Annotated in this window: 18 protein-coding genes; 11 read left to right on the top strand and 7 right to left on the bottom strand. The window is 39.4% G+C overall.

Features of this window, described 5'->3' with window-relative positions; translation table 11 throughout:
* Positions 1–48: 48 nt before the first annotated feature.
* Positions 49–1,431: a sensor histidine kinase gene (locus tag B4Z90_RS05955; RefSeq protein WP_286732286.1), complete on the bottom strand. Its 1,383-nt coding sequence runs from the start codon at positions 1,429–1,431 to the stop codon at positions 49–51.
* The gene (locus tag B4Z90_RS05950; protein ID WP_075990802.1) at positions 1,421–2,101 is read right to left on the bottom strand and encodes a response regulator transcription factor; all 681 of its coding nucleotides are present in this window, start codon (positions 2,099–2,101) and stop codon (positions 1,421–1,423) included. The genes B4Z90_RS05955 and B4Z90_RS05950 overlap by 11 nt, the downstream gene beginning before the upstream one ends.
* Positions 2,102–2,501: 400 nt before the next feature.
* On the opposite strand from B4Z90_RS05950, the gene B4Z90_RS05945 reads away from it, so the two are divergent.
* From B4Z90_RS05945 to B4Z90_RS05920, 6 genes are all read left to right on the top strand, one after another.
* Positions 2,502–3,905: a WG repeat-containing protein gene (locus B4Z90_RS05945; RefSeq protein ID WP_286801588.1), complete on the top strand. Its 1,404-nt coding sequence runs from the start codon at positions 2,502–2,504 to the stop codon at positions 3,903–3,905.
* Positions 3,895–4,335: a hypothetical protein gene (locus tag B4Z90_RS05940; RefSeq protein ID WP_286801586.1), complete on the top strand. Its 441-nt coding sequence runs from the start codon at positions 3,895–3,897 to the stop codon at positions 4,333–4,335. The genes B4Z90_RS05945 and B4Z90_RS05940 overlap by 11 nt, the downstream gene beginning before the upstream one ends.
* An 83-nt stretch (positions 4,336–4,418) precedes the next feature.
* Positions 4,419–4,979, top strand: a complete 561-nt coding sequence (locus B4Z90_RS05935; protein WP_198386026.1) for a YeeE/YedE family protein — start codon at positions 4,419–4,421, stop codon at positions 4,977–4,979.
* Positions 4,980–5,393 carry a DUF6691 family protein gene (locus B4Z90_RS05930; protein WP_088160009.1) on the top strand — a complete coding sequence of 138 codons (414 nt, stop codon included), beginning with the start codon at positions 4,980–4,982 and terminating at the stop codon, positions 5,391–5,393. It begins immediately after the preceding gene.
* A gap of 74 nt (positions 5,394–5,467) precedes the next feature.
* Entirely contained in the window at positions 5,468–6,283 is an 816-nt protein-coding gene (locus tag B4Z90_RS05925) for a sulfite exporter TauE/SafE family protein (protein WP_088160008.1), read from the top strand.
* Between the two features lie 11 nt (positions 6,284–6,294).
* Positions 6,295–7,692 (top strand): MBL fold metallo-hydrolase, encoded by a 1,398-nt coding sequence (locus tag B4Z90_RS05920; protein ID WP_286801582.1) that lies wholly within the window; start codon positions 6,295–6,297, stop codon positions 7,690–7,692.
* A gap of 125 nt (positions 7,693–7,817) precedes the next feature.
* Here the strand turns inward: B4Z90_RS05920 and B4Z90_RS05915 are convergent, their stop codons facing one another.
* Positions 7,818–8,675, bottom strand: coding sequence for a hypothetical protein (locus tag B4Z90_RS05915; RefSeq protein ID WP_286732277.1), 858 nt, complete (start codon positions 8,673–8,675; stop codon positions 7,818–7,820).
* A 160-nt stretch (positions 8,676–8,835) separates the two neighbouring features.
* On the opposite strand from B4Z90_RS05915, the gene B4Z90_RS05910 reads away from it, so the two are divergent.
* Entirely contained in the window at positions 8,836–10,713 is a 1,878-nt protein-coding gene (locus B4Z90_RS05910; protein WP_286801581.1) for a M1 family metallopeptidase, read from the top strand.
* A 101-nt stretch (positions 10,714–10,814) separates the two neighbouring features.
* Here the strand turns inward: B4Z90_RS05910 and B4Z90_RS05905 are convergent, their stop codons facing one another.
* On the bottom strand, positions 10,815–11,936 hold the full coding sequence (locus B4Z90_RS05905) for a glycoside hydrolase family protein (RefSeq protein WP_286801580.1): 1,122 nt from the start codon (positions 11,934–11,936) through the stop codon (positions 10,815–10,817).
* A 270-nt stretch (positions 11,937–12,206) separates the two neighbouring features.
* Between B4Z90_RS05905 and hemW the strand changes: the two genes are divergently transcribed.
* Both hemW and B4Z90_RS05895 read left to right on the top strand, forming a co-directional pair.
* Positions 12,207–13,439, top strand: a complete 1,233-nt coding sequence (gene hemW / locus B4Z90_RS05900; RefSeq protein WP_244294329.1) for a radical SAM family heme chaperone HemW — start codon at positions 12,207–12,209, stop codon at positions 13,437–13,439.
* A 134-nt stretch (positions 13,440–13,573) separates the two neighbouring features.
* Complete coding sequence (locus B4Z90_RS05895; protein WP_286732274.1) at positions 13,574–15,025, top strand: glyceraldehyde-3-phosphate dehydrogenase; 1,452 nt, start codon at positions 13,574–13,576, stop codon at positions 15,023–15,025.
* A gap of 47 nt (positions 15,026–15,072) precedes the next feature.
* Here B4Z90_RS05895 and B4Z90_RS05890 read toward each other — a convergent pair whose 3' ends face one another.
* Positions 15,073–16,317 (bottom strand): 3-deoxy-D-manno-octulosonic acid transferase, encoded by a 1,245-nt coding sequence (locus tag B4Z90_RS05890; protein WP_286801579.1) that lies wholly within the window; start codon positions 16,315–16,317, stop codon positions 15,073–15,075.
* A 65-nt stretch (positions 16,318–16,382) separates the two neighbouring features.
* Here B4Z90_RS05890 and B4Z90_RS05885 point away from each other — a divergent pair, with 65 nt between their 5' ends.
* Positions 16,383–17,375, top strand: a complete 993-nt coding sequence (locus B4Z90_RS05885; RefSeq protein WP_088160001.1) for a UDP-glucuronic acid decarboxylase family protein — start codon at positions 16,383–16,385, stop codon at positions 17,373–17,375.
* On the top strand, positions 17,375–18,406 hold the full coding sequence (gene galE, locus B4Z90_RS05880; protein WP_286801578.1) for a UDP-glucose 4-epimerase GalE: 1,032 nt from the start codon (positions 17,375–17,377) through the stop codon (positions 18,404–18,406). The genes B4Z90_RS05885 and galE overlap by 1 nt, the downstream gene beginning before the upstream one ends.
* 122 nt (positions 18,407–18,528) lie before the next feature.
* Here the strand turns inward: galE and B4Z90_RS05875 are convergent, their stop codons facing one another.
* Both B4Z90_RS05875 and B4Z90_RS05870 read right to left on the bottom strand, forming a co-directional pair.
* Positions 18,529–20,199, bottom strand: a complete 1,671-nt coding sequence (locus tag B4Z90_RS05875) for a helix-turn-helix transcriptional regulator (protein WP_286801577.1) — start codon at positions 20,197–20,199, stop codon at positions 18,529–18,531.
* Between the two features lie 327 nt (positions 20,200–20,526).
* Positions 20,527–21,111, bottom strand: coding sequence for a 5-formyltetrahydrofolate cyclo-ligase (locus tag B4Z90_RS05870; RefSeq protein WP_286801576.1), 585 nt, complete (start codon positions 21,109–21,111; stop codon positions 20,527–20,529).
* Positions 21,112–21,169: the final 58 nt, after the last annotated feature.

Below are 21,169 nucleotides of genomic sequence, written 5' to 3'. Positions count from 1 at the left end.
TATATCACAGCCACCTAAAAATGGAATAAGGATGAGATTAAAATGAAATTAGAAAGGAGTTTTTGGGATTGTAACAACGACCAGAGTGCCTTGACCTTCCGTTGAATTGAGGAACAATTCAGCACCATGAAGGTCAAAGATATTTTTGGCTAAAACAAGCCCCAAACCATTGCCATAGATATCACCGACATTAGAAGCGCGGTAAAAAGAGGTAAAAATATGTGGCTGGTCTTTTTTAGGAATACCTATCCCTTGGTCAAACACTTTTATCGTAATATTTTTGCTATCGCTACTTATGGCTACGCCAACCTGCGTTCCATTGCCGTACTTAAATGCATTTGAAATAATATTGCTAAAGGCAATAAAAAACAGATCCGGGTTAGCCAAAACCGTAAGCTCATCACTATCTTCTGGAATTTCTGTTAGATCAAAAGAAAGCTTGAGGTCCTTATGAATACTTTTTTCGGCTTTATAAATTTCATAGAGTAATTCGTCAATTCGAATAATTTCTTTATTGTCCACTTCCCCCTTGAAGCCCATGCGGGATAGTTGCAAAAGATTATTGATAATCAACTCCATTTTATCCGCATATTTTGCGATCGTCTCCAGTGAATAATAAGCTTCATGCTCTTTCGACAGGAGCTGTTGTGCCAATTCGGCTTCTCCTCCGATAATTGTAAGTGGGGTCTTTAGCGAATGAGAGGCATTTCCGATAAAACTCTGTTGCGACTGAACCGAGATATCCAATCGGCTAAGCATTGAATTTAAGTTCGCAATCAAAACACCCAATTCATCTTTGCTATTGCTAAATTTACTAAACAGACGATGGTCTAAATGTGCGATATCAACTTTGTCTAAATCATTGTTGATATCCTTAATGGGTTTCAATAATCGGTCAGCAAAATAAAAAGACATCAGTACAATTAAAAAAATCGCCAAAATCCCACCGGTGATCAGGGTACGATCCAATTGACGCTGTTCATCATGGCCGTAATCATCAATCCCTTCCGATACAACAATCAAATTTTCGTGGTGAAGATGATCCTGAAAAAAAACGGCTACAAATGCAGTATCGCCATGCATATATCTTCCTTTCCCGTCACGAATCACCTCTGTATAAAATGTTTTCGGCATAGGAAGTTCGGGCCGCAATTGAACACGATCACTTCCCTTAACAACACGAATGAGATGGTCTGTTCCTTCAGATAATTGTTTCAGGTATTTACGTTTTACCTGAATATAGAGTGCCCTATTTTCATCCTTCTGATGGACGATATGATCTCCAACAATAACGGCATTCTCTTCAAGCCGATGAAAAAATTTGGTCTGTAGACTGTCGTACGTGAAATAAGACACATAAATGGCAAAAACAACAAGCAGCAGGGTGCTGATGATAGAAAATAGGAGAACTATTTTGGTCCTAATTTTCATGACGGATTACATAGCCCATACCGATCACCGTATGGATAAGTTTACGTGAAAATTGTTTATCGATCTTTTTCCTCAGGTAATTCACATACACGTCGACAACATTGGTGCTTAAGTCGACATCCATACCCCATACTTCTTCCAGAATATCGATCCGGCTCAATACCTTATTTCGGTTGAGCATTAAAAATTCAAGTAAACGAAATTCAGTAGCTGTGAGAATAATAGGAGAATTGGCACGTTGAACCGATTTACTGTCTCTATCCAATTGAAGATCGTCAAATACCAATATATTTTTTTGCTCGGTAACTGTTTTGGATTTGCGGCTATAGCGACTGATTCGAGCTTTTAATTCCTCTAAACGAAACGGCTTCGTCAAGTAATCATCCGCATCCCTGTCAAAGGCCTCAACAATGTCCTCCGTTTGATTTAATGCTGTTAAGATAATAATTGGGACTTCGTTGTTAGACATCCGAATGTTTTTACAGACATCTAAGCCATTCATACCAGGCAACATCACATCCAATAGGATCAAGTCATAACGGTTCAATCCCGCCATTTTTAGACCAGTATAACCATCCATAGCAATACTAATATGATAGCCTTCTTCTTTTAAGCCTCTTTCGATCAATGATATGACGGATGGTTCATCCTCTATTAGTAATAGTTCCACAGGTATCTTTTTTAAACAGTAAAAAATTCGAGGTTTGTAAAATACAAAATTAACATTTCACCTTTTTCCAAAAAGCGACATTCCTTAATTATTTTCGCTTTTTCTTGACGATTATATGATAATAACTTATAAAACAAGTAAAAAACACATAGAACTCCAAGACCGCTATCTTAACCGCCGCCCTTAAACCATTTATTTCACTCGGTATAAAAATAGTCCACAACGTAAGATCCTTACTCAAAATATAAGACGCTAGCACTGAATCGTAAGTACAGACCAAAAATCGGTTTTAAACAATCAAATACAATAATATCTATTTTTGAAAGAATTTCCACAGACAACGAAAGATTATTTCAAAAATCAATCGAATTTCAATATTTTTGTAGCTTAAAATCACACAATGAAACAATTTATCCTTTGTTTACAGTTGGCGTTTTTTCTCCTTATCGGACAAGGACACGCTCAGCAAAAGCTATATAAAATTTCATATCAATTTGCTGATCCTGAAACGGGAACAGATACCGCATCTTCAGAATTCATCAAAATATTGGCTGGAAATAATGAAGCATTAATGCAGGCCTTCATCACCAAAGACCAGATGCGAATTGAAAGTTTATTATTCGGAAAATCGATACAGATCAGCAATATCCACGAGGGCAGTTCTTTTCTACTGGATGAAATAAATAAAACCTATACTGCAACAGAGTTGGCCACCGGCAAACTCATTGAGACTGCCGTAAACGAGGGTGATAATTATGCCTATTCGGGAGATTTTGAGATCAGCTTAGTTCCCGATCAAAAGAAGATAATTGCAGGAATCACCTGCGAAAAAGCAACATTCAATCTAACAGGTAGCCAAGATCCACAAACGGAAATTACCGTTTGGTATGCACCAAAATTGCCAAAGTTATACTGGGGCACTTACGATTATCTCGAAAAAGTGCCCGGGGCAGCGCTCTATATCGGATCGGCCGGGCTCGGAATCCAAGCGACCAAGGTAGAAGAAATAACATTCGACAAATCACTCTTTGAAATTCCTGCGGATTATGAAGAAGGTGAACCTATTGAGGAAGCTGTAGATTCCACGCTAAACGACCATCTATCTTGGTATCAAGATTCCAATACAGCATATTTTGGTGTACAGGACAGCTTAGGGAACAAATTAACACCAGCAAAGTATACGGCAATATATAGCTATGTAGGAGATTATGCTATCGTAACTGATGCAGCTCAAATGTTTGGCTTAATAGACATACAAGGCAGAGAAGTTATTCCATGTCAATATGAATCGCTCAGTTTAGAAACCGAAGGCGGTCCAGTGGTTTACATGAGAGATCTTAAGTATGGGCTGTTGGATACAAACGGTAAAATATTGCTGCAGGCCAAATATGACTTTATTTCAGTTCCTAGCCCAGAATATGCACTTTTTACGGAAGGAGATCATACGGGTATCATGGACCAAAAAGGCGCTGTTTTACTTCCTGCCAAATATGAAACCATTTCGGATTATCGCGATAATCTCGCGTTAATTCTAGTCAACCAATCCTACCAGCTTATTAATAAAACGGGGCATAATCAACTTAAAACGGATTATGAGTTTCTATCTTTTGCGGGTGAAAGACTTCTACTGGCATTTAATGACAATAAATATGGGTACATTGATTACACAGGGAAAGTCGTTGTTCCATTTAAATTACAAAATGCCCAAGCTTTTGAAAACGGGCTAGCGCTTGTAACGGAGGATCTAGAGAATTTTTATTATATTGACGCAAAAGGGAATTTTATCAAGAAATATGAAGAGTAATCCACAGACATTCCACTTGTCGACATTGCATCGTGGAAAATACATGTTAATCTTGCTAATTTCAATCTTTTTGATCGGAATGGGAATGTCTAAAGTTCCCATACAGGAAATTCTCAAGATTATTATTGCTCTTTTAATGATTCCTTTAGCACTGTATCTGGCCATAAAGTCTTCGACTTTGTCGTCGACTTGGGTCTTGGATGAAAATACACTTCAGATAAGCAACGCTAAAAAAACAATCGTTTTCCCTTTGAATAATATTTCTCATATCAGGAATCTCAAACGTTCCGGTGGCAACCTGATCATTATCAACCAAAACAAAGGGCCAGCCTTCCGTACCTGGCGCAACAAATTATTTCAAAAGGAAGATGATCTTCCCCTGCTAACGGAAGCCCTAAAGGGCGCTGACATCGAATATTACGACCTATAAATTCTTTCTTCCTTCGGTAACATTTGTTACAGGCTTTTGCAAAGGCAGTATGTACCTTTGTAACATCACTTAAGAACAATGTTATGCTATTGGAATACATTAAACAACCATGGCCCTGGTATATTTCAGGACCTTTAATTGCACTGGTCATGTACCTGCTGCTCAAACAGGGAAAGGATTTTGGCATGTCCAATAATCTGCGTACCATGTGTACTGTATTAGGAGCCGGAAAAACTTCCTCTTTTTTCAGATTCGATTGGAAGACCCAGTCATGGAATTTATTGGTGGTACTCGGGACAGCCATTGGCGGTTTTATTGCACATAATTTTCTGAGCGATGGCACTGCAAGCCAGATTAATTCCAAAAGTGTTGCCGACTTAAAAGAGCTGGGTATTATCGACCATCTACAAGGCTACCTTCCTGAATCCATTTTCATTTTCGATGGATCTTTGTTTCAGTTTCTACTTTTAAGTATTGGCGGTGTATTGATTGGGTTTGGAACCCGCTATGCTGGTGGATGTTCATCCGGCCATGCTATTTCTGGACTTAGCAATTTTCAGCTTCCTTCTTTGATCGCCGTTATAGGTTTCTTCCTAGGAGGGATCATCATGGTTCATTTTTTATTCCCGCTAATTTTCGCATAAATGAAAGCACTAAAATTTATTTCCATCGGTATATTGTTTGGAATCATCTTATACAAATCAGAAGCCGCATCATGGTATAGAATCTACGAAATGTTTCAATTTCGTTCCTTTCATATGTATGGGATTATCGGTACAGCACTGACCACAGCAATTATAATCGTACAAATCATCAAGAGAAAGCAAATCAAAGATAGTAACGGGATGCAAATAGCATTCCATGATAAAGACAAAAGTATTACACGATACCTGCTCGGGGGAACAATCTTTGGCTTAGGCTGGGCATTGACAGGCGCTTGTCCGGGACCAATGTTTGCCCTAATCGGTGCTGGTTATTGGACTATAGGGATCGTCTTGCTTTTCGCTTTGTTGGGTACTTGGCTTTATGGTGTCTTGCGCAATAAGTTGCCGCATTAGTTTTAACAAACTACTTTATACCGATACGCGCAATCTGACGCCTGTACCACTAGTTAAAATTTTAGAAAGAGAAAATGGAATTAATATTTATAGCTGGTTTTATATTAGCTGTTCTGGTCGGCCTGTCAATGGGTTTGATGGGGAGCGGCGGAAGTATTCTAACATTGCCAATATTTGTTTATATTTTTCATATAGAACCTCAATATGCATTGGACTATTCGTTGTTTTCTATAGGAATATTAGCCTTGGTCGGATCAATTTCTCCGTTGAAAAAAAGAGAAATTGACCTGAAAACTACGGCCATTTTTCTCTTTCCATCGCTAATTTCGGTCTATTTGACCAAGCGTTATCTCCTTGTAGCCATACCAGAGTCATTCCACCTGGGCGAAATAGCAATCTCCAGAAACCATATCATCATGCTGCTTTTCTCGATTGTGATTTTGATTTCTGCGACAGCAATGGTACGAAGACGTAAACAGGTTCAGCACGATCGATTCAGGGGTGGAATTGGCCAGATTTTCAACGTTGTCCTCGTCGGATTGCTTGTCGGTATCATGACCGGCCTGGTGGGTGCAGGAGGAGGCTTTATCATTGTACCGGCCCTCGTATTACTCTTAGGAATTCCACTTAAGCAGGCCATTGCCACTTCATTGTTTATCATCGGTTTAAACGCCTCATTCGGTTTGATCGCGAATTATCAGTTCCTGGAACATATGAATTGGTTTATATTGGTTACCTTTACGTTAATCACTTTAATAGGCCTCCAAATTGGTTCCAAATGGAAAGACAAATTAGATGCAGCAAAATTGAAAGGTATTTTTGGGTACTTTTTAATTAGTATTGGCATCCTAATCTTCGCTTTCGAATTCATTCAATTTGTAAATCATTAAAATCACACGTTATGTTTTTTCAACACATTTTTGAGTCATCTTTAGCACATTCGAGTTATATCATTGGTTGTCAAGCCAAGGGTGTAGCGCTAGTCATTGACCCTAAAAGAGATGTAGACAGCTATCTTGAGATTGCACAAAAGAATAATCTGACCATAACCCATATTGCGGAAACGCATATACACGCCGACTACCTTTCAGGTACGCTAGAATTAGCCGCATTGACAGGCGCCCAACCTTATCTATCCGATGAAGGTGGAGAAGATTGGCAATATGAATTTCCACATATTGGATTAAAACATGGAGATCAATTTCAAGTTGGAAATCTGATTTTCCAAGTTATCCATACCCCCGGACATACGCCCGAGAGTATCAGTTTTATATTGATTGATACGCCTGCAACCATGGAGCCAGTCATGATATTTACAGGTGATTTTGTATTTGTTGGAGATATCGGACGCCCAGATCTGTTAGAGAATGCAGCGGGAATGATCGGAACCAAGGAAATTGGAGCCCACCAAATGTACCGATCGTTGCAACATTTCTTGGCTCTACCTGATCATATTCAAGTATGGCCCGCACATGGGGCCGGATCCGCTTGTGGAAAGGCGCTAGGCGCCGTTCCGAGTTCAACAGTTGGTTATGAAAAAATACGAAACTGGGCGCTTCAATACCAAAACAACAAAACAGCCTTCGTGGAAGAGCTATTATCAGGACAGCCCGAACCGCCACGCTATTTTGCCATGATGAAAAAACTCAACAAAATAGCACGGCCGTTGCAAACAGCAGTTCCTCAGTACAACAAGTTAACGAACGAAACTTTTCTGGATTTATACCACAAAGGAACAACTGTCATTGATACACGCCATAAGTTTGAGTTTGCCAAAGGATATCTCCCAAATAGCATCAATATTCAGCATAACAAAACGTTTAATACCTGGGCTGGCTGGATCCTTAATTACACGGATCCTTTTATACTCATTGTAGAGGAAAGCCAATTGGACGACATTGCCCGCAAGCTTATGCGCATTGGATTGGATCATGTCGCTGGATATGTTACGCCTGATACGGTTCCTCTTTTGGGGATCGCATTGGAACATCAGCAACTCATCGGTTTCGAAGAGATGAATAGTGTATTGGGCAAATCCGATATCCAAATACTTGATGTGCGCAATGCCAGTGAGTTTTCAGAGGGCCATCTACCGCATGCGACTCATATCTTTGTTGGTACAATTGCAGACAATCTTAACCAAATTGACCGAAATAAACAGCTATACCTGCATTGTCAGTCCGGAGACCGAGCAACCATAGCGGCATCCATATTGGCGAAAAATGGTATTAAGGACGTCAAAATTTATAGTCCTTCCATCAATGAATGGAAATTAAAGGGTGGAACATTGGTACAATAACATATACAAAGAGATCCCAGGGGAAATATTCCTGGGATCTCTTTGTAAAAAACCAAGCTATACGATCGAATTTGAGCTGCCATTGCATATAATAAAGAGCAATTCAACTCGTCAGTATATTTCGTTTATAGACTATTTCTATTGATCCGCAAGAATTCGATAACCTCGTCCTTCTTCTCTTCCATCTTGCCTTTCTTTTCCGTAAATTGGTGATTATAGATGGTCAGGTACTGATGGTCGTCCGTTTCAGATTCATATAATTCGGCAGTGGCAAAAGAGAAATGCTCTTCTTCATCCGAAAGATGGTCATACACATAGGCAAAATCATGATTACCCAAGGAGCTTACTACAGCATCTTTATCCGCCACGAATTTTAACCTTCCCGGCAATATCCGCTTATTCATCCATGCTTCGTCTTTTTCAGAAAAAGGATAAATAGTAATACCCCTGAATGCCATAATAATTGGGGTAATCAAAATAATACCCATTTCAATCGCCCACACGGCCCACAACATACCGCCCGAAACCGGACTCTTTTTCAAGGTAAAAGTGCCGACTTCATTTAAACCCTGCATCGCTTCCCAAATAAATGAAGGGTGTAAGAAAAATGCCTTGAATCCCTCCAGATTAAAAGACGATTTTACCCAGGTATCTCCGCCCATTGTCCCCTCCGCATTGTACATCAGCGACACAAAAAGAGCCCATTGAGCATAAAAGCCTAAAATTGCAATCAGCAAAGTAATCAATATTGCAATGCCCTTATTTCTTAATTTCCATTGTTTGAAACAGAAGTTGAGAACATAGAATATTCCAGCACCAAATCCCAATGTAATAAATACATTAAAATAAATAATAGGAATAAACCACTGCAAAGCGATGTAAACAATTGCCAGGACAACGGCACCCACCGTACCTAGCACAAGAGATCCAATAAATGCCAAAGCAGGAGCCTTTCCCGAGGGCTTATAATATAGATTTTCCATAAAAACAGTAAAATTGATTTTTAACTTAACAGATAAATCCCCTAACCAAAACCAAGCCAATTCTCCAAAGACCAGTCAATTTTCGTCAAGATTTGATGACATTAACTTCGTTACATTCGTTTAAGTGCCATTTATTGAGACAATTTTGTAAGTTTGGGGCATGAAAATCAAAATAATATCCTTTTTTACACTTGCATGTGTATTAAATATTTGGGGGGCAGTAGCGAAGGCCCAAAGAAAAGGATTCTGGCAACAGAAAGTTGACTACAACATGGATGTCAACGTGGATGAAAAAGCATATCAGTACGATGGAAAAATGACCTTGAAGTACAGCAATAATTCAGGGCAATCACTAAAAAAGGTATATTTCCATTTATATTTCAATGCGTTTCAACCAGGATCGATGATGGACTATCGATTAAAAAACATAAGTGACCCCGACAAGCGAATGGTCACTAACTTGGGTACAAAAGAAAAACCGGTATATCAAAGCCGTATTGGAGAACTGAAAGCCAATCAAACTGGTTATCAGAAAATTAAAACCCTAACAGTCAATGGTACCAACACAACATTTAAAATTGATGGAACTATTTTGGAGGTAACTTTACCAGTTGCAATCCAAGATGGGGAAACAGCACGTTTTGATATGGAATGGACTGCACAAGTTCCGGAACAAATCAGAAGAACTGGCCGAAATTCAGCCGAAGGTGTAGCACTATCTATGGCGCAATGGTATCCGAAGATGGCTCAATTCGATGAATTCGGCTGGCATTTGGATGAATATACGGGCCGTGAATTTATTGCCCCTTTTGGCAACTTTGACGTTACCATACACCTCAATAAAAATTATGTCGTTGGTGCCTCAGGTGTTCTTCAAAATCCATCAGATGTCAAAGGTTATCAACAGAAAGCGAAAGTAAAAGCCGTCGACAATAAAGCAACCTGGCACTATAAGGCCCAAAATATCCACGATTTTGTATGGGCTGCAGACCCCAAGTTTGTCGTTGATTCCGCTTCAAGTAAAAATGGCATAAGAGTGTATACCGTGTTCTTGCCAACAGACAAAGAAGTGATCTCGAATTGGAAGACAGCAATAGGCCTTTCTACCGAATTCTTTGATTTCTGTAGTACGAAGTTTGGTAAATATCCATGGCCAACTTATACCATCATTCAAGGTGGAGATGGCGGAATGGAATATGGTACAGCTACGCTTATCACAGGTGGCCGCAATCTAAAAAGCCTTGTCGGTGTAATATTCCATGAATCGGCACACTCTTGGTACCAACAATTGTTTGGAATCAACGAAACCGTCGATGAATGGTTTGATGAAGGCTTCACATCCTATGTCGAGGAGTTGGCTATGCAGCATATCTTTGAAAAAAGAGGTGCCATAGCATCTAACCCGCAAATTGCAGCCTACCGTGGATATTATAAATTGGCCCTTTCAGGGAAAGAAGAACCGATGAGTTTACTGGCAGATTATTATAACACCAACTATGGCTACAGCAACGAAGCGTACAACAAAGGTGCCGTGCTTGCAGAACAGTTGGGTTATATTATTGGTCAGGAAAATTTAGAAAAAACCTTCTTGAAATTCTATGACATCTGGAAGTTTAAACATCCGACACCAAATGATTTCAAACGCGTTGCTGAAGATGTTTCCGGTATCAACTTAAAATGGTATTTCAATCTGTTTATCAATACAACACGTCAAATCGATTACGCCATTGAAAAAGTAACAGATACAGAAATCCTATTGGCCAATAAGTCCAATTTTGCCATGCCACTGGATGTTCTGGTAGAATACACCGATGGAAGCAAAGAATTATTTTATATCCCTTTGCGTGAAATGCTTGGAGAAAAACCGGAAGAGCATTTTGACATTTACAAAGGTGTTAAAAGAACCGTGCTTGAGGATTGGTTCTGGACCAAACCCGACTATACTATCCATGTATCGAAAACACCAAAAACGGTAACAATTGATCCTTCATTGCGATTAGCGGATGTAGAATCGGCAAACAACAGTTTTAGTAAGTAACTAAATATACTTCCCATTATCCGAACAGATGGGAAAATCAAGACAGCTTCCAAACCCAATATATATGACGCGGTTTGGAAGCCGTTTTTTAATTCCGTGGCTTATATACTCTTAAGAGGAATAACCATATTCCATGTACGTTCAAATTGATAGGGCTCTGAACCATCCCCGGTTGCCGCAAACAAATGAGTAGGCTTCCCATTTTCAAATAGTAAAAACGGTCGTTCAAAATTGGCCTGATGACTCGTCGTGCCATCATCCCATTGAATTGTTTTAGAATAAGCTTTTACAGACTTCGAAAGATGCCAATCTATGCCATCTTTGGAATAAGCATGTATCCCGCCACCCTCTTCACCGCAGATCTTTCCGTAACGGTCCTTCATAATAAGTTCAAACTGCTGACCGTTATACCAGACAAATGGATCTTCTACATCGTTTTCATGGTTTTGGTCTGTATGAAATGAAAAAATAGGCTTGTCCGATAAACGGCGATAAGGTCCGAGGAAAGAATCCGCTTGCGCGGCTCCCAATAAAAGTGGTGGATTATAATTTACTGGGGAAGATTTATAAACTAAATAAACCTTTCCGTTCGGTAAGACAACTGGCGAAGGATTTGATGTAATGGAGGCATCCCATTCCCCTTTACGGGGATTCAGAATCGGTTGATCAACTCTCTTCCATGGCCCTGCAATTGACTTGGAATAGGCCATCCCAATACGTTTATGCATCCAGGCTTTCTGGCCTAAGCCCGACTCCCATACATTTTCTGTAAAAGAGGGATTTGGTTTGTCATAGTTATTGCCAAAGTAATAAAGCACATAATAGTCACCATTTTTTACAATTCGAGGATTGTGTGTCGTACAGCCATCAAAATATTGCTTCCCCCGAGCAGGCAGTACAACTTCAACAAATTCGTATGGCCCTTCAGCGGTATCTGAAATAGCCCTGACGACTTCGGAATTTGTCACCCAATTACCAAAGCCATATTGTTTGCTCCAACGCGAAGCAAACATATGATATCGTCCATCTTCTCCTTTTATGACCGATGGATCCCAAATCCAATAATCTTTCATCGCAAATCCTCCTCCTTTTGGCGCCGGTAATAACTTATCTATAAAGGAGTCTTCAAGACTGTCCCCCAAAGCATATCCATGGTTTGAAAATAGGAAGAAGCCAGAAACACCGGCTACATTTTTTAGAAAGTCTCGACGAGAGGTTTTCATACGTTTTACATTTATTAGAAGAAAATAATTCGTTCTTTAATCTATTTGATAGGCTCCCATGAAATAATTTAAACGCGGCTGGTACCGATAGCTTTTTTATTTCTAGAAGGAAACCTTTGAATTCACTCCTCCTTCATCTGACATTAGGTGCTATATTGGTGCTTTCTACTAACAAATATTGACGACAAGATAAAGAATAACTAGCTTGTTGTCAATCTTCTTTTAGATGATTCTTCCATCCTATTGCACTTTCTTTTTAAATCACTTCGTGTGCAGACAGAAGAGTCCGACGAATATTTCTGGATACATCGTCGAGAAAGAAGAAATAATACGAATAAGAAGCGAAGTTGGTCAGGTCTTGGTATATTTGTCCCCATGATTTATGTCCATATCCCCTTTTGTAAACAGGCTTGTCATTACTGTGACTTCCATTTTAGCACTTCACTACAATACAAAAGTGAGATGATCAATGCCATACGACGGGAAATCGAGCTCAGAGCAGCCTATTTGGAAGACAAAAAGGTCGAATCGATCTATTTTGGTGGTGGCACGCCATCCTTATTGGAAGCTGAAGAGATCGCACGGATCATCGATACGATAGCAATGCATTTTGACATCGTAAATCAGGCTGAAATTACGCTGGAAGCAAACCCCGACGATCTAAATGCGGCCAAAGTAAACAGTCTGCGGAATACAGCAATCAATCGATTCAGCATAGGCATACAGTCTTTCTTTGAAGAGGATCTTAAATGGATGAACAGAGCACATAATCAGCAGGAAGCACTGGCTTCTATCATGCGGGTGCAAGATGCGGGCTTTGAAAATATTACCTGTGATCTTATTTATGGCTACCCACTGTTGACTGATGAGAAATGGCGCCACAATATGCAACAGCTGATTGACTTTGAAATTCCCCATATTTCTTCGTATTCCATGACCGTAGAAAATAAGACAGCATTGGATCACTTTATTAAAAAAGGCTTAAGTCCAGCTATAGATTCAGATCAGGCAGCGGATCAGATGAGTCTTCTTATCCATACATTGAAAGCCGCGGGATATGAACAATATGAAATTTCCAATTTTGCAAAAAATGGCCTTTATGCACGTCACAACACAAATTATTGGAAAGGTAAACATTATCTTGGTATAGGCCCTTCAGCGCATTCGTTCAATGGAACTTCCAGATCCTGGAATGTTTCCAACAACGCGAAATATATGACCTCAATCAATTCAAACCAACTTCCCCTGGAAATTGAGGAGCTTTCTACGCTGGACCAGATCAACGAAAGTATCATGACTTCGCTGAGAACCATGTGGGGACTGGATTTGATTGCGCTGGAAAGCAAATTCGGGCAATCTGTCAAAAACCGAGTCCTAAAGGATGCTGAACCATTTCTAGGAGAGAAAAATCTCGTTTTGGAAGAAAACAAATTACGCTTGACAGATCCGGGTAAATTAATGGCTGATCATATCATGTCCGAATTATTTATAATAGAGGATTAACAAATAAATCGCTAATATTTTATTAAAATAATAATATTACAAGTATTTACATTTAAAAAATTACGAAAATAAAAATATAAATCTATTTTTTAGGCGGTTTGTACTATGTTTGCAACATAATCTATTATAAAATTATGATGTCACACAAGCCATCTTTTGATTTAGAGATCAAAAGTTACAGAGAGCAACAAAACGCTGCCGTAAGCTTAATTCAAATTGTCAGTAACCTGTGGTATAACCACGCTATTGAACTTGTATTTTTTAGAAATCAACTCATTGATGTAAAATCGAGTTCAATTCTCAACCTGATCAAGGAAAGCGTCCTCCTTACCGACGAGCCATTCAATATTTTTGACACCCTCCACGTGGCACAGGTATTGGAAAAACTAACCCTATCACCTGCGCGTATCGATATCGGAAAACTTACCTTACAGGTCAAGAAACAGACTATTGAAAACAACGATCTACCTAGTTTTATTACAAATGAATTAAAAGATATCAATCAACAAGCGGAATTAAAACCACGCGATGTTGTGCTTTATGGATTTGGCCGTATCGGCCGTTTACTCGCCCGAGAGCTTATGCATAAAGCCGGTGCTGGACAGCAGCTTCGCCTTCGTGCCATTGTAACACGGGACGCCAATGATAGCAAGTCCATATTGAAAAGAGCGACACTATTAAAAACAGATTCCATACATGGTGCGTTCGAAGGCGACGTACAGGTCGACATTCCAAATCAGGCTCTTATTATCAATGGCATCACTGTCCACCTTATCTCTGCCAAACAGCCAGAGGATATTGATTATACTTATTATGGAATACAGCATGCTTTAGTCGTCGACAATACGGGTGCTTTTCGAGATGAGCAAGAACTGAGTCGCCACCTGAAATCCAGAGGTGCCGCCCAAGTTTTATTGACAGCACCCGGAAAAGGTGTTCCAAATATCGTATATGCTGTCAACGAAAATGATATTGACGTGGAACAGCATGCGATATTTTCCGCCGCTTCCTGTACGACCAACGCAATCTCTCCTATTTTGGCGGTCCTTGAAAATAGAATAGGTATTGAAAAAGGGCATATCGAAACCATACATTCCTATACCAACGATCAGAACCTTGTCGACAATATGCACAAGAAGTCCAGAAGAGGGCGTGCCGCAGCGCTCAATATGGTGATCACAGAAACTGGAGCGGGGACTGCCGTTTCAAAAGTATTGCCTTCATTGAAGGGCAAACTGACCTCCAATGCAATTCGCGTTCCCGTGCCAAATGGATCATTGGCAATTTTAAATCTCGAAATTAAATCTAAAACTACCGTCGAAGAAATCAATGCACTTTTAAAAGAGGCATCACTACAGGGTGACCTTGTCGAACAGATTAAATTTTCTAAAGACAGTGAACTCGTTTCTTCAGATATCATCGGCTCCACTGCTGCTGCGATCATAGATGCTCCAGCGACGATAGTCTCGTCAGATGGTAGGAATGTCATCCTATATGTCTGGTACGACAATGAATACGGATATTCTCATCAGGTAATGCGCTTATCTCGTCATATTACTGGCGTAAGAAGGTATACATATTATTAGCATCAAACTTTAAAAATATAAGCGGTAGTTCGTTGTGCAATTACCGTTTATATTTTTACAGGATTGCTTTTGAGGTATTTCATAATGATCGGTGTTGCTCCTGCTTTCTGCAGAACATATTCACGGGCCAATTTTCCGGCCTCTTGACGGACAGTCTGATCTTCTAAAACAGCAAAAACTTTCTTTAATTCTTTAGCACTGGCAATGGCGAAACCCGATCCATTTTGCACAAGATCTTTCGCCTCCTGAAACTTCTTAAAATTTGGACCAAATAGAACCGGTATGCCATAAGTTGCGGCTTCGAGTGTGTTATGTATCCCTACACCAAAACCACCACCAATATAGGCCAGTTGGCCATACCCGTACAAAGACGAAAGCATACCAATGTTATCGATAACCAGTACCTTTGAATCGGCTATTATTGCGGCATCGTAGATAGTCATGTCCGAAAAGCGGAGTGCCTTCGGCCAAAGGTTAAAAATGCTCGCCAGATGTGATTCATTGATTTCATGCGGAGCCAAGATCAGCTTATAGTCTGAATAATCCAAAAGCAATTCCTGTAGAGCCAGCTCATCCTCGGGCCAGGTACTTCCTGCAACCAGGGCCGGATCTTCCCCAATAAATTGGCTGATCTCAGGAATCATTTTTCTGCTTTTAGGAATGTCTACCACACGATCAAAACGTGTATCTCCGGCTAACCCGGCATTCCGTATCCCAAATTCTTTCAAAAGACGTACACTTTCTTCATTTTGCACAAAGAAGTAAGTCACATAACTTAAAATTTTCAGAAAAAAAGTACCATAGGCCTGAAAGAAAATCTGATCGGGTCTAAATATTGCTGAGATCAAAAACAAGGGAATGCCCCGTCTATGCAGGCCTTCAAAAAAATAATACCAATATTCATATTTCGTAAACACAGCGAAACTTGGATTGATCAAGTCGAGAAAAAGCCGTGCGTGCTGAGCAGTATCGTAGGGGAGATAAAAAACATAATCGGCCAAAGCAGTGTTTTTTCTGATTTCATAGCCAGAGGGAGAATAAAATGTTACAATTATTTTATGATCCAAATAATTATTTTTCACTGCTTCCAGGACAGGTCTTCCTTGCTCAAATTCCCCCAATGAAGCAAAGTGAAACCAAATATGTTTTTGGGAAGAATCAACCGTTTGTTTCATCCTCGAATACCAGTCTTTTCGTCCCTCTACCATGAGCTTGGCTTTGGCATGAAAAGGAGCCAAAATACGCAGTAAGAGTCCATAAAGAAAGATTCCAATTGAATAAAGCAAACGCATGTTTTTAAAATAATGTTTATCTTAGTCAAAGATATTAAACCCATTTCATTAAACGGAACCATTGAGTGGAAAATAAACATCGCAAACGGATTTTGATAACAGGAGCAGCTGGCTTCCTCGGTTCTCACCTTTGCGATCGCTTTATTGCGGAAGATTACGATGTAATTGGAATGGACAACCTGATTACCGGAGATCTACAGAATATAGCACATCTATTTAAGTTGGAAAATTTTGACTTCTATCATCACGATGTCTCAAAATTTGTGCACGTTCCCGGGCACTTGGATTATATCCTGCATTTCGCTTCGCCAGCCAGTCCCGTTGATTACCTTAAAATTCCCATACAAACATTGAAGGTAGGATCTTTGGGCACACATAATCTCTTGGGCCTAGCGCGTGCTAAACAAGCACGCATTTTGGTAGCCTCCACCTCTGAGGTATATGGCGATCCACTGGTTTCACCACAATCCGAGGACTACTGGGGCAATGTAAATCCCGTGGGACCTCGTGGTGTATACGATGAAGCGAAGCGCTTCCAAGAGGCAATAACGATGGCCTATCACAATGCACATGGTCTGGATACCCGTATTGTCAGGATATTTAACACCTTTGGTTCCAGAATGCGTCTCAATGACGGCAGAGCTATTCCCACCTTTATCGCACAAGCGATACGTGGCGAAGACATCACGATTTTTGGCGATGGTTCACAAACACGATCATTCTGTTATATTGACGACCAGGTCGAAGGCATCTTTCGCTTGTTGCATTCGGCATGTGCTACACCTATAAATATTGGTAATCCAGACGAAATCAGCTTGCTACAATTGGCCCATGAAATTGTCGAATTGACAGACAGCTCGAGTAAAATCGTCTACGAACCATTACCGGTTGATGATCCCAAACAACGGAAACCCGATATTGGCTTGGCCAAATCAAAATTAGCCTGGGAACCTCAAATAGACCGAAAAACAGGATTGAAAAAAACCATAGCATTTTACAAAAAGATCCCTTTGGATACCTTATCACATAAAGACTTTACTTACTATAATCAACAATAATGAACAAAAAAATACTAGTCACAGGAGGAACAGGTTATATCGGTTCGCACACAGTGGTCGAACTACATCAAGCAGGATATGTACCTGTCATCGTGGATGATCTGTCCAATTCAAACATCAAAATTTTGGATCAGGTTGAAAAGATCATCGGCGTTAGACCTGAATTTCACCAATTTGACCTTTGTGACACAGAACGCGTGAATGAATTTGTAAAAAACAATACCGATATCTCAGGAATTATCCATTTTGCGGCCTCTAAAGCTGTAGGTGAATCTGTACAGAAGCCTTTGAAATATTACCACAACAATTTCTTCTCGTTAATTAACTTATTAGAGGCATATCAAAATAAGCCTATTAATTTTGTCTTTTCTTCAAGCTGTACCGTATATGGTGAGCCAGACTACTTACCTGTAGACGAGAGTGCTCCCGTGAAAAAGGCAACCTCTCCTTATGGAAATACAAAACAAATTGCTGAAGAAATTCTACAGGAAACTGCTGCTGCATATGACAACTACAATATTATTGCGCTCCGTTATTTCAACCCTGTAGGTGCACATGAGTCGGCACTGATCGGTGAATTACCAAACGGTGTTCCTCAGAACCTGCTTCCTTTTATCACACAAACAGCCATTGGAAAAAGAGAAAAATTGACGGTATTTGGCTCTGATTACGACACACCGGACGGATCTTGTATCCGCGACTATATCCACGTTGTTGATTTAGCAAAAGCTCACGTTGCAGCAATCAGATTATTGGAAAAAGGCAACCCGAACGGAAAATACGATGTCTTTAATGTGGGAACAGGAAATGGATATTCTGTCCTTGAAGCGATCAAGGCTTTTGAGAAAACTTCAGGACAAAAATTAAATTACGAATTTGGTCCACGTCGTGACGGAGATATCATCAAAGTTTACGGGGACGTCACTAAATCGGCCAATCAGTTGCATTGGAAAGCAGCACTTGGTATTGATGAAATGATGGCTTCTGCCTGGGCATGGGAAAAAAATCTGAAGGAAAATCCATTGGATTAAACAGTAGCCTCTGCTGCTACAGCAAAGCATTATACCCAGCTTAACTTTATATGACCGTCTTAAAAACGTAGACGGTCATAACTTGGCTCCCAAAGGGTCCTTCTGCCAACTGAAGGTCGACATTAAACAAACTCCTTGTCGGAAATATATTCCATGAGCATCCCGGCCTGATCTCCGAGCTTCTTTTTCAAGCGCTGCATAGATTTTTTTATCGCGTCTGGAGTAACCCCCAATACGTTGGCTACTTCCTTATTATTTAGCCCCAGTTTCATAAGCACAATTACCCTCAGATTAGATTCCGTTATATCGGGAAATCTAGATTGTATATCCTGGAGTAAATTGGGAAATTCTTTTACAATCAATAATTTAAATTCCTGCCATTTCTCTTCAGTGATGAGATGTGACTGCAACAATATTTTTAGCTCCTCGCGATCTTTTTCAACAACATTCCCTTTTTCTTCAAGCATCGCAGAAAGTACATTTATCTGTTCATTATTCCGCTTAAGATAAGCGACGTATTCTTCAACTTGGCTTTTAGAACTCACCAGTTCCCTGTCTAATTCTGCTTTTGTATACTTTAAATTAAGAAGCTGATATTCATAGTCACGTATCCGTTTTCTAGCACGGGATCGAATAGCATTATAAATAAAAAAGAATAATACCAATACCAATAAACTTAATATTAGCCATAATCGCCTCTCAGCTTGCTTTTTCTTAATAACAGCTTGTGCCAGCGATAATTTATCGGCGTACTTTTGCTTGTCGGCCATAAACTTCAATTGGGACAATACTGGATCACCATCTAAAAAACGTAATGAGTCTTGGAGACGTTCTATTCTTCTTCGTGCATTCAGCTCACGACCTATATCGTTACTTTGCATCGCCAAATTCAACTTGTGAATCTCAAGTTCAAGTATTGTCTTCTTATCATCCGAGCCCAATAAAAGAGATTCAGCTTCCGCAATCATATGACGAACATCCTTCGTTTCCTTATTCGCTATATTTAATCGAATACGCATCACTAAGGCGAAAATTGTATTTCGGTCATTCCCAAGAGATCTGGAAATCTCAAGATCTTTATCTAGGAGCGATAAAGCCTTATGGTAATCCTTCATACCTTCAAACACAGCCGCCTGATTACCTAAGATCTTCGCGTAGCGTAATGAGTCATTTTCTGAAAGTGCTAAAGTTTGAGCCAATTCAAAAATTTTCATTGCCTGCAAGGTATCACCACCACTTTTCAATGTCAGTAAACCTAAATTGTCCAAGATTTCAGCTTTCAATTTCGGTGAAATTTGTTCTTGTCGTTGCCCTAAATCCAGATATTTAATTCCAGAAGTGTAATCACCTAAAGTTCCAAAAAAATAGCCAAGCTTCTTGTAAGTTTGTGTTAGGTCTAAAACAAGTTCTTTCGGTATATCTTCGAGCCCTTTCTCTCCTTCCAAGATAAAAGGTAATGCCTCAGAGGCTTTCAGACTTCGATATAGGTAAAAGCCATACATTACCTTTACCCAAACGCGTACGTTTTGATAGCTATAGCCTTCTTCAAGGTCCAGCGCTTTTAAATAGTATTTATCACTAAAGTTATTTCTTGCACCCTCGTCATTAAACGACTGATCTGCCAGTAAACAATAATAGATTGCCAAAAGTGCCTTATCATTTTTTCGTACCGCTTGGCTAAAATATGGCGCAAGATATTTGCTTAACGACAGACTAGAGGATTGATATTGCGCTGATTCTTTTATAATTGTTTCGTAAAAGCTCTTCTCTTCTATCGAGGAATTGGAATCCATTAAATCCATCCCATAGACAACACGACAAGGGATGATTGTTAGAAAAAGAAAAAATAGAAGACATCGAAACATATCGGCTCAGGCATTGAATTTCGCAATAAAAATAAAAAATAATTTTAATTAAATCATCATGAGACAAAATCAACCAACTACAAACACAGTTAAGATTTAGATCGTAATTAGACCTTACATTCTTTTATTAAAAATAAGAATAGTACATTAAATAATACGCTACTATTGTTCGCTAATTAAACAAAGAAGCCGCTTTTTAAAAAGCCTTGTGACTATTCACAAAAAGCGGTGCGATTCTTCTTCTGACCAATAGTATTACTTGTCATCAAAAAAATGATAAATATGATCTGGTGTAATAGCTTTCGTTAATTGGACATCATATTCATTTTTATCTGCAATAACATCAATTGGATTAAAAAAAGATAGTCCGACACGCTGTACACCAACTTTACAAGACGAGAAAAAACGGTCGTAAAACCCTTTTCCATAACCTACTCTATAGCCGAAAAGATCAAAAATTAACAACGGCACTATAATCATATCAATAAGCGATGAAGCTACCTTAATGCCAGAGCTTGGCTCTGGAATACCCCAGTTGTTCGTCTCAAATCGTGTATGTTCATCCAATATGAAATGTTGCATCGAGTAATCATCAAAATTAGATCGCGAAACAACGATCTTTATCTGCGGAAAAAACTCTTGAATATAATTTATTATTAAATATGTATTGGGTTCGTGGTATTTCCCTATGGGAAGGAAAATATGCAAAAATTCGACCCTTGAGAGATCAAGCTTTGTAAATTGCGAAAGTAATCGTTCATTGAGCGCAGTTTCTCTCTCTAAAGACAATTGACATCGCTTAGTTTTATATTCAAGTCGTAATTCTTGTTTCGATTTCATTTGTAGAATAGTTATTCCTAAAATTTATTTCCCTTTCTTACCAAAATCCCCATTAAAT

This window comes from Sphingobacterium sp. UBA5639 (genome assembly GCF_002421245.1).
Taxonomy (GTDB): Bacteria; Bacteroidota; Bacteroidia; order Sphingobacteriales; family Sphingobacteriaceae; genus Sphingobacterium; species Sphingobacterium multivorum.
Note: the sequence above shows the minus strand (reverse complement) of the source record. Positions and strands in the feature narration are given on the sequence as shown.

What these genes read in the sequence shown, in the direction of transcription:
- B4Z90_RS05955 (WP_286732286.1), bottom strand. Translation starts at nt 1,431, where the DNA reads ATGAAAATTAGGACCAAAATAGTTCTCCTATTTTCTATCATCAGCACC.
- B4Z90_RS05945 (WP_286801588.1), top strand. Translation starts at nt 2,502, where the DNA reads ATGAAACAATTTATCCTTTGTTTACAGTTGGCGTTTTTTCTCCTTATC.
- B4Z90_RS05940 (WP_286801586.1), top strand. Translation starts at nt 3,895, where the DNA reads ATGAAGAGTAATCCACAGACATTCCACTTGTCGACATTGCATCGTGGA.
- B4Z90_RS05935 (WP_198386026.1), top strand. Translation starts at nt 4,419, where the DNA reads ATGCTATTGGAATACATTAAACAACCATGGCCCTGGTATATTTCAGGA.
- B4Z90_RS05930 (WP_088160009.1), top strand. Translation starts at nt 4,980, where the DNA reads ATGAAAGCACTAAAATTTATTTCCATCGGTATATTGTTTGGAATCATC.
- B4Z90_RS05925 (WP_088160008.1), top strand. Translation starts at nt 5,468, where the DNA reads ATGGAATTAATATTTATAGCTGGTTTTATATTAGCTGTTCTGGTCGGC.
- B4Z90_RS05920 (WP_286801582.1), top strand. Translation starts at nt 6,295, where the DNA reads ATGTTTTTTCAACACATTTTTGAGTCATCTTTAGCACATTCGAGTTAT.
- B4Z90_RS05915 (WP_286732277.1), bottom strand. Translation starts at nt 8,675, where the DNA reads ATGGAAAATCTATATTATAAGCCCTCGGGAAAGGCTCCTGCTTTGGCA.
- B4Z90_RS05910 (WP_286801581.1), top strand. Translation starts at nt 8,836, where the DNA reads ATGAAAATCAAAATAATATCCTTTTTTACACTTGCATGTGTATTAAAT.
- B4Z90_RS05905 (WP_286801580.1), bottom strand. Translation starts at nt 11,936, where the DNA reads ATGAAAACCTCTCGTCGAGACTTTCTAAAAAATGTAGCCGGTGTTTCT.
- B4Z90_RS05895 (WP_286732274.1), top strand. Translation starts at nt 13,574, where the DNA reads ATGATGTCACACAAGCCATCTTTTGATTTAGAGATCAAAAGTTACAGA.
- B4Z90_RS05890 (WP_286801579.1), bottom strand. Translation starts at nt 16,317, where the DNA reads ATGCGTTTGCTTTATTCAATTGGAATCTTTCTTTATGGACTCTTACTG.
- galE (WP_286801578.1), top strand. Translation starts at nt 17,375, where the DNA reads ATGAACAAAAAAATACTAGTCACAGGAGGAACAGGTTATATCGGTTCG.
- B4Z90_RS05875 (WP_286801577.1), bottom strand. Translation starts at nt 20,199, where the DNA reads ATGGATTCCAATTCCTCGATAGAAGAGAAGAGCTTTTACGAAACAATT.
- B4Z90_RS05870 (WP_286801576.1), bottom strand. Translation starts at nt 21,111, where the DNA reads ATGAAATCGAAACAAGAATTACGACTTGAATATAAAACTAAGCGATGT.